The 13,823-nt window shown below is 38.1% G+C and carries 10 protein-coding genes; 7 read left to right on the forward strand and 3 right to left on the reverse strand.

Features of this window, described 5'->3' with window-relative positions:
* Positions 1 to 2 precede the first annotated feature (2 nt).
* The 6 genes from H4J54_RS09325 (at position 3) to H4J54_RS09350 (ending at position 7,182) form a co-directional block, all read left to right on the forward strand.
* Positions 3 to 1,004: an iron ABC transporter permease gene (locus H4J54_RS09325; RefSeq protein WP_310650160.1), complete on the forward strand. Its 1,002-nt coding sequence runs from the start codon at positions 3 to 5 to the stop codon at positions 1,002 to 1,004.
* 5 nt (positions 1,005 to 1,009) lie between these two features.
* Complete coding sequence (gene cobO, locus H4J54_RS09330; protein WP_182190610.1) at positions 1,010 to 1,615, forward strand: cob(I)yrinic acid a,c-diamide adenosyltransferase; 606 nt, start codon at positions 1,010 to 1,012, stop codon at positions 1,613 to 1,615.
* A 36-nt stretch (positions 1,616 to 1,651) separates the two neighbouring features.
* Positions 1,652 to 2,545, forward strand: coding sequence for a cobalamin-binding protein (locus H4J54_RS09335; RefSeq protein WP_182190611.1), 894 nt, complete (start codon positions 1,652 to 1,654; stop codon positions 2,543 to 2,545).
* A gap of 227 nt (positions 2,546 to 2,772) precedes the next feature.
* Positions 2,773 to 2,940 (forward strand): DUF2897 family protein, encoded by a 168-nt coding sequence (locus H4J54_RS09340; protein WP_182190612.1) that lies wholly within the window; start codon positions 2,773 to 2,775, stop codon positions 2,938 to 2,940.
* Between the two features lie 596 nt (positions 2,941 to 3,536).
* Complete coding sequence (locus H4J54_RS09345) at positions 3,537 to 5,957, forward strand: TonB-dependent receptor (RefSeq protein WP_182190613.1); 2,421 nt, start codon at positions 3,537 to 3,539, stop codon at positions 5,955 to 5,957.
* Positions 5,958 to 6,129: 172 nt separating this feature from the next.
* Complete coding sequence (locus H4J54_RS09350) at positions 6,130 to 7,182, forward strand: AraC family transcriptional regulator (protein WP_182190614.1); 1,053 nt, start codon at positions 6,130 to 6,132, stop codon at positions 7,180 to 7,182.
* 49 nt (positions 7,183 to 7,231) lie between these two features.
* Here the strand turns inward: H4J54_RS09350 and H4J54_RS09355 are convergent, their stop codons facing one another.
* The 3 genes from H4J54_RS09355 to H4J54_RS09365 form a co-directional block, all read right to left on the reverse strand.
* Complete coding sequence (locus H4J54_RS09355) at positions 7,232 to 8,755, reverse strand: DUF1254 domain-containing protein (protein ID WP_182190615.1); 1,524 nt, start codon at positions 8,753 to 8,755, stop codon at positions 7,232 to 7,234.
* A 60-nt stretch (positions 8,756 to 8,815) separates the two neighbouring features.
* On the reverse strand, positions 8,816 to 10,024 hold the full coding sequence (locus tag H4J54_RS09360; RefSeq protein ID WP_182190616.1) for an iron-containing alcohol dehydrogenase: 1,209 nt from the start codon (positions 10,022 to 10,024) through the stop codon (positions 8,816 to 8,818).
* A 119-nt stretch (positions 10,025 to 10,143) separates the two neighbouring features.
* Complete coding sequence (locus H4J54_RS09365) at positions 10,144 to 12,123, reverse strand: alkyl/aryl-sulfatase (protein ID WP_182190617.1); 1,980 nt, start codon at positions 12,121 to 12,123, stop codon at positions 10,144 to 10,146.
* A gap of 259 nt (positions 12,124 to 12,382) precedes the next feature.
* On the opposite strand from H4J54_RS09365, the gene H4J54_RS09370 reads away from it, so the two are divergent.
* Positions 12,383 to 13,822, forward strand: coding sequence for a coniferyl aldehyde dehydrogenase (locus H4J54_RS09370; RefSeq protein ID WP_182190618.1), 1,440 nt, complete (start codon positions 12,383 to 12,385; stop codon positions 13,820 to 13,822).
* Position 13,823: the final 1 nt, after the last annotated feature.

Raw genomic sequence — 13,823 nt, forward strand, 5'->3', positions numbered from 1 at the left:
GTATTCTTGGCAACCGCAAAGGTAAAAATGTCTGGGTATTTTCAGGCCTTATTGCTTTTACCTTATTCTCCATTATTATGTCGATAACCTTTGGGCCAGCAAGCATTACTAGCCTAGATATATTTCAATGTGTGGTTAATCAATGCGCCTCCACTATGCACGACATGGTGATTTGGCAAATACGCATTCCACGTGTTTTGGTGGGTTTAGTGGCTGGCATGGGTTTAGCTTGTGCCGGGGCAATACTGCAAAATGTAACTCGTAACCCACTCGCCGACCCTTATTTATTTGGTATTATTTCTGGCGCAGGTTTGGGCGCTACCATCGCCACTTTAGTGCTCAGTGACCAACAAGCGCTAGCCTTGCCATTGGCGGCATTTCTTGGGGCATTGTTTTCTGTGGTCATTGTCTTTGGTATCGCGACCTTACTGCGTAATATGAACCATTTGTTATTAACCGGCATTGCGGTGTCGTTCATGCTTGGCTCTATTAGCCACTTTATTCTTTACCTTGGCGACCCTTTTGCCACCAGCCGCGTTATTTTTTGGTTAATGGGCAGTTTAACGCGCGTTGAAATGTTTCACTTTTATTTGATCAGTGCCATGGTATTACTGACTTTACTGACTATTTTTGCCTTACACCGACAAATAGATGCGCTGTTGCTGGGCGATGAAAGTGCGGCAAGCCTTGGCGTTAACGTTAACAAACTGCGTTTAATTCTATTAGCTTTATGTGCAGCAGTGACCGCCGCCATAGTGGCTTATTGCGGTGGTATTGGTTTTGTTGGCCTGATGATCCCACATATTGTTAGGCAACTGGTTGGCGTTACCACCATGCCGTTAATTATTGGCTCCGCCTTGGTTGGCGGATGCTTTTTAGTTTGGGTTGATGTTGCCGCGCGCAGTTTGCTGAGTAATGTCGAAATTCCGATTGGCATCATTACTTCAGCCATTGGCAGTATTTTCTTTTTAGCGATCATGTATCGCACACGTAAAACAGGATAAATCACATGACAACAGATACAGATAAAACTCAAAATCATCAAGCTCGTATGCAACGCCTTAAAGAAAAAGTTGATGCCCGCATTGATTCCGCTCAAGAAGAACGCGGTTTACTTATTGTTATCACAGGTAATGGTAAGGGTAAATCAACATCAGGCTTTGGCACGCTAGCCCGCGCGGTTGGGCATGGCTATAAAGCGGCGGCATTACAATTTATTAAAGGTGATTGGGCCTGTGGTGAACGTAATTTATTAGAAAATAATGGCGTTGAGTTTCATGTCATGGCAACCGGTTTCACTTGGGACACCCAAGACAAGTCAAAAGACATTGCCGCTGCCGTCATAGTCTGGGAAGAGGCAAAACGCTTACTAAAAGATGAAAGTGTCGACGTGATTTTACTTGATGAATTAACCTACATGCTGTCATTCAAATATTTAGATTTAGATGAAGTGATTGAAGCTATCGTTAATCGCCCTGCTAAACAGCATGTCATTATCACTGGCCGTGCATGTCATCGCAGTATCATTGAACTTGCCGATACCGTCAGTGAAGTTCAGCCGCTTAAGCATGCTTTTGATAACGGTATAAAAGCACAAAAAGGTATTGATTGGTAGCCCATATTGCTGTCATAAAACACCAATGGAATCGTCATGAAATTCAGCCAATACCTAGGGATTATATTACTGGGCTTTGCTTATATTGCGAGCACACAAGCCACAAGTAAAAGTATTGATCATGCCGCGGTTATTGATGCGCCTAAACCACGCATCATTGCATTATCACCACACATTGTTGAGATGTTGTTTGATATTGGCGCCGGCGACCAAATCGTTGCTACTACTGATCACGCTGATTATCCGCTAGCGGCAAAGACAATACCCAGAATTGGCAGCTCTTTACGTATTCAATTAGAGCGGGTCATTGAATTACAACCAGACTTAGTTATCGCTTGGAAGAGTGGTAACCCAAGTGATGATTTAGCCCGTATTAAGCAACTGGGCTTTCGTGTGGTTTACTCGCAGCCCAATAGCTTTGAAGATGTTGCTAAAGAGCTGCGCTTGTTCGGGAAACTGTCAGGTCACAGCGCGCAAGCTAAACGTGTTGCGGCTAAGTTTCTAGCGGATTTAGCCAATATCAAAAAGCAATATGGTCATAAAAAACCACTCACCGGTTTTTATGAAGTGTGGTCTAGACCCTTAACCACCATTGCCAAAGGGAGTTGGCCGCAACAGTTTTTAGACGCTTGCAGTATTAATAATCCATTTATGGCAGCAAAAGCCCAATATCCACAAGTAAATATTGAGCAAATACTGCAAACAAATGTTGATGTTATTATTCAACCCTTATCAAAAAAGCAAGCGGGTAATGATAGTTATGATTGGCAGAAATGGCCGATATTGTCAGCAATTAAACATCAACAAATGATCATCCTTGATGCTGATGTTGTGCATCGAATGAGCACGCGCAGTTTACACGCCCTGACCGATTTATGTCAGCAAGCGGACAAAAGCCGAGCCTACTATCAGCGTATAACAAATGAATAGCATCTAGTGCTAGCTAGTTATTCTAGATACTTATTCTAGATATTTATTCTAGATACTGGTTAGTTAAACTGACTTTATTACACCCGCTTAAAACAAGTGTTATTGCTGGCGCGTTGCAAGCATATTCATAAATAACATGCTATTGTTCTATCTGTCTTTTTTTAAACTAAAAAGATAGATAGCAAACAAGTTTCTTACCCATAAATTTTATTTAAAAGGATATAGATATGACTTTTACTTACATGTTAATTCTTGTTGTTGCTGTTGGCTCTGTTATCGCCGGTATTTTATTGATCAAGCAATCAGCCAGTAAATTTGAGCTCTCAGACGAGCAACAAAACAAAGTAGATAGCCGAAAGGCAGAACAACTTAAAAAAGATCAAGAGCAGGAATAAGCGCTAAATTTATAGCGCAGATGCTTAACCTTAATAACGCTTAAATTTGATAAATGCTAATTTTTAAGGGCTATCCACTTAGCCCAACCGACCACTACATCTTGTGTTTACTAGGTTTAACCTCGTCGATCACTTATGCCACAAAGCCGACCTAATTCAATGATTAAAAACACCCATATTTATGATCACTTTAGATACGAACGGACATTATAAAATTTTAGAGTAAGAACTGCTCTACTCTTTAAACGACATTAAATAATTAACTAACCCTTGATCTACTTCTAACTAAATTAGAATATTTGGCCTCCGTATCAGCGTTATTCTTATAGTAACCTAGTGAAATTCGCCTTAGGGCTATAAAACCCTCCCTTTTTTAGCTTGATAAAAAATACTCTGACGTTATCCAAAGTTCACTTAGCCTTATTAAAAGCACTTTGTCGTTTAACGGCTAATTATTGACGTTTAAGTTCAAGTATTTATTAGTCAAAATTAACTAGTCTATATAACAACAATAATTAGCCATGCGGTTATCATTTTAACGATTAACTTTAACTTCATCGCCAAACAATAATATATAAAAAATAAGCGGGGAATCTATGAAGACAACACCGAGTTTTAATAAATCTGTAATTGCAATGTCACTTTTTGCGTTATTTCATCAACAAGTGAGTATTGCTGAAGAAATAGAAAATGATGCAAAAGAAACCATTAACGCACTTGAAGTGATCGAGGTTACTTCACAAAAAAGAGTGCAAAGTTTACAAGATGTTCCTGCTTCAATTACTACAGTAAACGGTGATAAATTAGCGAAAAGCGGCATTACTCAAATGGAAGAAATGTCTGACTATGTACCTAACTTTACCGTGAGTAAATCCGGTCAAGGTTATAATATTTATATGCGTGGCTTGGGTTCAGGGCCAAACCAAGGTTTTGAGCAGACGGTAGGCACGTATGTTGATGGCATTTACCGCGGCCGTGCGGTATTAATGCGTAGTTCTTTTTTAGATGTTGATATGGTTGAAGTATTACGTGGACCTCAAGGAACCTTGTTTGGCATGAATACCACCGCAGGTGCGCTTAATATTACCTCAAGAAATGCCACTCAGGAATTTGAAGCATCAGTTAAAGGTTATTATGTCCCTGAGTTTAATAAACAAGATCTTGAGTTTAACGTGTCAGGTGGCTTAACCGACGACTTAAGTGCTCGTATTGCGATGAAATATGAAAGTGATGACGGCTATGTCAAAAATGTTGTGACGGGCAATGATGAACCACAAAGAGATAACATCGCCGCACGTTTAACACTTGATTGGAACATTAGTGATAAACTCAATGCAAATTTAAAAATTCAACGTGATACTGATGAAGTTAAGGGACGAAACCTTATTGTCACGGTTGAACCCTACCTTAAAGATGCTGGCACAACAAAAACTGAAGCCTTACTGGCAAGTTTAATAGAATATGATTTTGATTATAAAGCCGCTAACACGACACCGGCATTAGGTGAAAAACAATTTGAAGAATCAACCGCTAATCATGTCACGTTAAACCTTTCCTATGAATTGGGTGATCACACTATTCATTCCGTCACAGGTTGGCAAGACTACGATCTTGATGGCGCTAAAGATCAAGATAGTACAGCTCGAACACTTATATATTCACCTGATTTTAATGAAAACTATCAACAGTTTAGCCAAGAGTTTCGTTTGACTTCACCAGGTAATGAAACATTTGATTATATAGTTGGTGCTTATTTTCAAAGTTCTGATTTAGAGTATTCTGAAGTTTCATCAGTTTATCCATTAGCAATTAGAGCTGAACGTGAATTTAAATCTAGTTCAGATTTATGGGCTATATTTGGACAATTTGATTATCAGTTAACTGACCAATTAACTGCATCTTTAGGAGTGCGTTATAGCGAGGAAGAAAAAGACGGTCAGCGTAATATGTTAGTTATTGACCCCAAAACAGGTCAAAGAATACAAGAATCAGCATTAGTCAAACCACCAGCACTCGCAGGTGCTTTAGCTAACTTTGATTTACCGGGTTTACCGGGTAATGCATACAGTTTAATGTTAGGTGATAAGTTTCCCTATTTAGATCCACTTTTATTAAGATCTCCTACGCAAAATATACCTAATAGTATTTATGGCACTGTTGATGAGCATTCCTTAAAAGACTCAAGAAAAGAAAAGAGTTTAACGCCTTCGTTAACCTTAAGTTATCAATTAAATGACGACACTTTACTTTATGTCAAAGGTGCTCAAGGCTTTAAATCTGGTGGTTTTGATGCGCGTTCTAACCTAGGAGGTAACTTTGAGTTTGAAGAGGAAGAAGTAATTTCTATGGAGTTTGGTGGAAAATTAACCTTAGATTATGGTGCTGCTGAATTAAACTTTGCTGTTTTTCAGATGAAATTTAATGATTTACAAACCTCTGTTTTTGACGGTCAAGTCGGTTTTAATGTTAAAAATGCGGGTGAAGCTACTACCTCTGGTATCGAATTAGATGGCCGCTGGGCTGTTTTAGATGATGTGACACTTGTCGGTGGTATCGGTTTATTAGATTTTGAATGGGATGACTTTAAAGGTGCCAAATGCTTTACCAGTAATGTTTTAGTCTCTGATAATGTCGATGAAACAGGTGAATCATGCGATTTAACAGGGGAAACTAATGCGTTAGTGCCTGATATTACTGCAAATATAGGCATTGAACATGCTACTTTTATTTTTGATCAGTATGAATTAATCACTAATGTTGATATTAATTATCGTTCAGACTTTTACACATCAACAGATTTAAATCCGTTCACGGAACAGAAAGCCTTCACAAAAGTGAATATGCGAATCGCGTTAATGTATCAAGAAGAATGGGAAGTTGCCTTGGTGGGTAAAAATATCACCGATGAAACAACAAGAAACTTCTCGTTTGACTTACCTTTTACAAAAGGGGGGTATGCTAATATGATTGAAGTAGGTCGTAGTTTTGGTGTGCAATTTAAGTATAACTTTTATTAATCAGCGCTAAAAGTTACATTAAATTTAGCCTTAGTTATCTAGGGCTTTTTTATTTCATAAAATTGATTTAACTGGTATAAATCCTCTAATATAGACATATTCTCGATGATATCTTAAACTGTTATATTAACTTAATTATTTAGATATTTTATCAAATAAAAAACTGAATTCTATGACATTAATCCCCAATACACCAACAACGATAGGTAGTTGGGCTTTGCTCATTGCCAAAGCGATTGAAAGCTATGGTCTTGACAGTAAAAAAATATTTTCGCAAGCCCATATAGATTTAGACGCAATTCAAAATAATCCTGAAGTACGTTTACCCGTGAAACAAATGGCCGTGTTATGGCAACTTGCGGTACTTGAAACTAAAGATGAATGTTTTGCCTTACGGTTAACGCAATTTTTTCAACCTAATACCTATAGTGCTGTTGGCTTAGCTTTTGCTTCTAGTCGTACTATTATGGAAGGTTTTGAGCATAGCTTACGTTATTTTAAAATGACCACTGACGCTGCTGAGCATCGTTTAGAAAAAATTAACGACACCGTTATCCTACATGTTGATATCCCCCCAGAAAATGAACCTGTTGCTGTTGAAGCCATTGAGGCATTTATGTCGACTTTGATTTCATTATCTCGTGTGATGACAACACAAGAGTTTTCGCCATTAGAAGTGTCTTTTAAACACGATAAAAGTGCCTTTGTTAAGGAATACCAAGCATTCTTTAATTGTCCTGTTTTATTTAATCAAACGGGTCATAAAATCATTTACTCATTAGTGGATCTAGAGCGTCCACAGATGCTTGCTAATCCCTCCCTTGCCAAAACACTAGAGAGGTGGATTGATGAGCATTTAAAGCATTTCAGTCAAGATTTGGTGTCAACAAAAGTGAAAGCGTATATTTTAGATAATATGTTAAAGGGTGAAATTGAAATAGAGGATATCGCGAAATTTTTAGCATTAGGCTTACGTACTTTGCAACGAAAGTTAAAAGCGGAGGGGCAAAGTTTTAACGAAATACTGGATGAGTGTCGTCATCATATGGCGGAGAAACTGTTAGCGGAACAACGTGTACCTTTAATCGAAATATCTTACATGTTAGGTTTTTCAGATCAAAGTGGTTTTACCCGCGCTTTTCGTCGTTGGACTAAAACCAGCCCTAAACATTACCGCAATCAACACAGCCAAAAATTATTACAAGAACAAAGAATCAACACATAACTCGAAATCATTAATATTTCAAGTTATGTGTATAAGGTTTTATTGTTTATTATTCTACTTTTTTAACGCCAGGTAAATATTGCTCTACCGAGCTCCATTGACGCACTTCCTGATTCGGTAAATACACGCGATAGTTTAATCTAAAAATACCTTCTTTAGGCGTTGGTAGCCAGTTAGATTCATTACCTTCGGGCGATGTAGGTTGAATGTAAATATCAAGGGATCCATCGTCATTGTACTTCAAGCCATTGGTACTTTTTCTTATGGAATAACGGTTAATATCATTGCCTACTAATTGATAATCATCGCCGTACATCGTGATAGACCAAAAGCCATATTCAGCTGTATTAGGTAACTCGCCCTTGTCAAAATGTAGTTTATAGGTGTTTTTACCAATTAAAGGCTCATTACTACTGTCTGAATAAGTGTGAAAATAAACAGCTTCCTCAGGAGAGTGAACGAACAACCCTTGAACTGCGCCTTCAGCGCGTGCAAAATAATCACTGCCATAACTACCACCGACAAAATCTACATTCCATTTGTTGTCACTTTGTGTCCCTCTAAATTTGACTTTCCATTTAATAATATCAATCCCCGATTGCACCGCTCTAACCAAGCCTTTTTGAATAGCAGGATCTAAGCTTTGGGGATCAAAGGCATGCGTATCTGAAAGCCCAATATGTTTAAAGGTGTTTAATAATGTTCTATTTTCGCCAACCGGTGGGTTTTCTTTTAATAACTCAGCAGCGTAACTAAAGTAGCCTAATTTACCTTTTTTCATACTGGTATTCGCCAATTTGGGTAAATCATAACGACGTTGTTCTTTAGGAAGACCCCATTGAGATAAAGGTACGGCATCAAATTGTTGTTGATAGGCTTTAATCAATTCCACGTCTTCATCGGTTTCGGTATAAGTGGCAATGCGCAACGCAACTAAAGCTGAATTATTTGGCATGCGTAATGCTTTAACACCATCAGGTAATTTACCATGCCAATTAGGACCGACTAAGGCAAAATTTCCACCATCTGATCCCGTAGCACGCGTGCCTATATAATGCTGATTAGCAATATAAGCGTCGCCGATTTGCAATGAGTAATATCGATCTTTAATCGGTGGCACAACTAAGATCACTGGCTCTTCAGCCAAAAAAACAGATAAACCCGAATACACGGTATCTCTATTCGGCGTATAAGGCATAGTATCGTTTGAAGTAGCCAATTTTGATGAATGACCCCATTGACCAACCGGCGCACAAGGGCACTTATCTTTAATGCGTGCTATCTTTTTTAAATCCATACGTAGATCACGCTGAACATCATGCATTATCATAGGAATAGTGAACATAAATGCTTGAATACCAACACTGTATGCCCACTCTTCTTTGGCTTTGTTATCTGCTTCTTTCATCGCTTGCACAGAAGAATTATTATTAACTTTAAAAGCTTTAATAATTTCATTTGCGTTTACTAACGATGGCAATACCAGCATGGTAGATAGAGCAAGTACACTCAAGGTTGTTGATAACTTAGGTTGAGACAACCCTTGTCCTTGCATTAATAATATTGATTTCATTTGTTTCCCCTCACTTTGTAATTTTTTGATTTATAATCGTTATTCTTATCGATGATAATTTTACGATGGCATAAGTTGTTGGAATAATTTTTTACATTCTATTAAGTCTAAATATCGTGGCACAGGATAAAGATAGTGTGCTTCTTTTAAAGCGGCTTTGGCTAAATCATCAATATCGCCAACACATAAACACGCAATCGTCTCTTCAATGTTTAAGGTGCGTTGTAAGTCTTTTATTTTCTCAATAAACAATTCGGCCATGGCTAACTCACTTTTATTGGCGTCATCTAAGCCGATGGCTTTTGCTAATTGTGCTAGACGGGTACGTGAAGACTGTTTATTAAAGGTGAGTACATGTGGTAAAACAATCGCATTGGTCATGCCATGAGGAAGGTGATATTTAGCACCAATTTGATGAGAAATCGCATGCACATAACCCAAACCCGCTTTAGTAAACGCCAAGCCGGCATAACAAGACGCAACAGCAAGCGCTTCTCTTGCTGCAATATTATTACCCTCTTGATAGGCGATAGGTAACTGTTTACATATTAATTTTATTGCCGTTAAAGCATACAAGTTAGTCTGCTCATTTGCATGCATAGACAAATACGCTTCTATCGCATGGGTTAACGCATCAAAGCCCGTATCCGCGGTAATGTGTGCTGGCATACCCTGCATTAATAGGGGGTCTAAAGCTGTACCTATAGGTAATATCTTCGGTGAAATAACTAACAATTTTTCTTCAGATTTGCTACTGGTTATAACCGCTGCCATGGTCACTTCAGAGCCCGTACCTGAGGTGGTGGGTAATAGATATAACGGTAAGCCTTGTGCTTTTATTTTTAATAAACCAGCGACATTGTTCACTGTTGTTGTTGTTGTCGCTAATACCGCAATCATTTTTGCCACATCAAGTGATGAACCGCCGCCAATGCCTAATACCAAGTCACAATGATTATTTTTAGCCATATTAATGCCTTGCTCAATAATACGGTCAGAAGGATCAGGTATCACTTGGTCAAAAATAATCACTTCTATGTGATTTTCTGCTAGTTTTTGACAAATTTTATCGGTAATACCCAGTTGATGTAACACCTTATCAGTGACAATTAAGACGCGTTTAACGTGTTGATTGATAATGAGGTCAACCAAAGCAAGTGACGAATTTTGCCCGGTAAAAATAATCGGTTGCGGCTGTGGAATAAGCTTAATTGCGACTTTCAATCCCACCATGAGAATTTTATAAAACCATACTTGAATAAAAAACATTAAAATCCTAATCTTTTGAATGATGAAACTCAGTATGACCCGATATAAAATCGAATACTGAGCATTACATGACTACTTTTATGTTAAGTACGACAAATTTTTTCACCTCAAAATACACACTAAGGTGTCACTATGTTGAATTGTCCGTCGGGTTTATCAAATAATCGAAAGAAACTCACTAGGTCCAAAATACTGCCATCCACCGTTAAATCATCTGAAAACAAGGTATCTTTAATACCTGCTTGACCGATAAGAATTTTAATAAATAGATCATGAGTTAATGATAACGTTGCTTGTACTTTTGTGTTCTCGATATCTAGGGAATGATGTAACACAGAATTGTTAACCGTTAAAATATAACGCTCATTAAGATCAGTAAAAGCAATCGCGATGCTTAACTGTTCCGCTTGTGCTTTTTCACTGTTTAACCTAACCGACATTGATTCAAAGAATTTGTTCACAGGGGTATTTTTGAAGATACCTGCCATCACCGCTAAATCAATACCTTTTTTACTGACGCCTTGGGTAAGCTCTTGTGCACCAGTGAGATAAAAATTTCGCCATGCTGCTGACTCTGCTTGAAATGCTAGTTGTTGATACGTTTTGGCTAACAAGGCTTTCGCTTGTGTATTATTAGGTTCAGCAAACACCACGTGATTGAGCATTTCGGCTAACCAACGGTACTCTCCTTGCTCAAAAAAAGTTGCCGCTTTGAGTAAAACTTGCGCTGACCCCCCCATCATTTCAACGTATTTTATTGCCGATTGTTGTGGTGGCAAAGGGTTTAAATGTGCCGGATTAGCATCAAACCAACCCATATAAAATTGATACACTGCCTTAGCATTATGGCTTAAACTGCCATAATAACCTCGGTTAGAAAAATAATTACCTAATGATTCCGGCAAGGTGATTTGTTCGGCAATTTCATCACCAGTGAAACCTAAATTCATCAGGCGAACACTTTGATCATGAATAAACTTATATAAATCTCGTTGGTTTTTTAAAAAGGTAGTGACTTGTTCGTTACCCCAAACTGGCCAATGGTGACTACCAAAATATAAGTCTGCTTGACCAAATAATATTAATGCTTGATTGATTGTATTACTCCACACTAAGGCATTACGAACCTCTGCCCCCCTTAATGTATATAAATTATGCATATTGCGAGACACTAGCTCAGCTCCACCAAAAGCTTTTAATTGCGGTAAGTAAAAAGTAAGCTCCGCAATGGATTCACTACCTGACGCATTTTGGAAAACAAACTCAATGCCATCAATTAAAAGCTTGGTATTATCAAGGCTTATTAATTCGGTTGGATTAACAATGTCAAATGTACCAAAAACAGGACCTTTACCTAATCCAGAGCCAACATGACCCGTGACTTTTTTTGGTAAATTTTTACCAAACATATAGGCCGAACGACGCGACATAGCAATACCCGCAATAATATTTTCACTGGTCGCAGCGTCCATAAAACCTTCTGGGGCAATAATACGAATATTTTGTTGTGCAATTTCTTGCTCACTTACGATGCCAAGAATACCGCCAAAGTGGTCAATATGCGCATGCGTTAAAATCACCGCTTTGATCGGTTTATTGCCTAAGTGCTGTCGTGCAAATTTGATGGCGGCTTGTGCACTTTCTTTGGCTGTTAGTGGGTCAACTATTATCCAACCATTTTGACTTTCAATAATGGTCATATTGGCTAAATCAAAACCTCTAACTTGATAAATGCCGTCTGTGACTTTAAATAAACCACTAATATTATTTAATTTTTCTTGTCGCCATAAACTAGGGTTAACTGTGTTTGGCGCTTCGCCTTTAATAAATTTGTAGGCCGGGTTGTTCCAAAGAATATCATTGTCGGTATTACGTATTAGCAAGTTTTCAGCACGGGCAATCAAGCCTTTATTGGCTTGGATAAAATCAGTTGTGTCTGATAAGTTAATAGTTTTTTTAACTTGTGCTTGATGCTTAATCGTTGACTTACTTGCCAAGTTATTCATTAACTCGGCCTCTGTGTCATTGATTTTTTTAGCTTCTTGATTAGGTTGGCAAGCAGATAAAAATAGTAGTATTAGCACATAGGGTAATCGCATTTAAACACTCTCTTTTATAACTTTTTTATTTTCACTGCCTAATACGATAACCTGAATAATGTAAAGTTTACTGTCTTCATCTGACAACTATTGGTGCTTAAACGACAGAGTGAAATTTTTTATTATTAGCCAAATTCTATTTTATCTAAATCAGCTGTTATGACGTGAAAGACAAAAAAATGGCATCGAAAGTTAGGATTTAAGACAGGAAAGCATTCTAGTATTGAACACTTGACATGGGTGCATAATAGAGAAAGTAATGGCTGATAACCCTTATACCGAATGCGATGACAAACAAGAAATAGAGCAATTAGAACGTTTTTTTTTACTGCAAAAGCAAAATGAAACAAACGTGGAAATACCCAGTGCGAAGCAAAGGATTACTGATGTTAAGGCATTAAAAAAGGCATTGATTAACCATCAAGATGAGTTACTTAATGCCATGAGTGACGACTTTGGTCATCGAAGTAAAGACGATAGTAAACTGGGCGATATTCTCACCACTGTACTGAGTGCTAACTACACCATTAAGCATATTAAACGCTGGATGAAGCAGAGTAAAAGGCATGTTCATCCGCTATTTCAACCGGCAAAAGCTTATGTACAGTATCAACCCCTTGGCGTAGTTGGCATTATCACACCGTGGAATTACCCGGTCTTTTTAGCGCTTGGTCCCTTGATCACTGCTTTGTCAGCCGGAAATAGTGCCATCATTAAAATGTCAGAGTTTACTCCCAAAACTAACATGGTAATGAAACAGCTAATTGCCAGTGCATTTCCTCCTGAGAAAGTCACGGTAATTTGTGGTGGATCATCTGTTGCGGCACATTTTACTCATTTAAACTTTGACCACCTAGTTTTTACTGGCTCCACAACCATTGGTAAGAAAGTAATGGCAGCGGCCTCAGAAAACTTGACGCCTGTCACTTTAGAACTAGGTGGAAAATCACCTGTTATTATTGGTAAAGACATTGATATTTCGACTGCTGTAACGCGATTTTTAGTCGCAAAAACCTTAAATAGCGGTCAAACCTGTGTCGCACCAGATTACCTACTTTGCCCTGAAGAAAAAATTCCGTTATTGATAGAGACACTAAAAATTCAGTTTAATTCTCTATACCCAAGTATTGAAAATAATCCAGATTATGGCGGCATTATCAATAATGCTCAATTTCAACGATTAAAGCATTTAATACAAGACGCGAGCGATAAAGGTGGAGTGATTACCAAATTAACAGTGGATAAAATTGATGAAAGTGTGAGGAAAATGCCGTTAACCGTAATCTCCAATATTAAAGATGACATGCGGGTTATGCAAGAAGAGATCTTTGGCCCTTTATTACCTATTGTGCCTTACAACACTATTGAGCAGGCAATAGACTATATCAATCAACGTGAAAACCCCTTAGCGCTGTACTTAATGAGTTTTGATAAAGCCACGCAGCACCTAGTTCTGAATAAAACAAAAGCGGGTGGTGTGTGCATAAACGAAGCAGCAATGCATGTTGCACAAGACGATTTACCGTTTGGCGGTATAGGTGATTCAGGTATGGGGCAATACCACGGACATGAAGGTTTTTTAGCATTATCAAAAGCTAAGGCGATTTTTTCACGAGGAAGATTAAGTTTAGGAGCTTTAATTTTCCCTCCTTATAACCAATTTATTCAAAAACTTATTTATAAAATATTCATCAAATAGT

Source organism: Colwellia sp. MB3u-8 (assembly GCF_014076985.1).
Taxonomy (GTDB): domain Bacteria; phylum Pseudomonadota; class Gammaproteobacteria; order Enterobacterales; family Alteromonadaceae; genus Cognaticolwellia.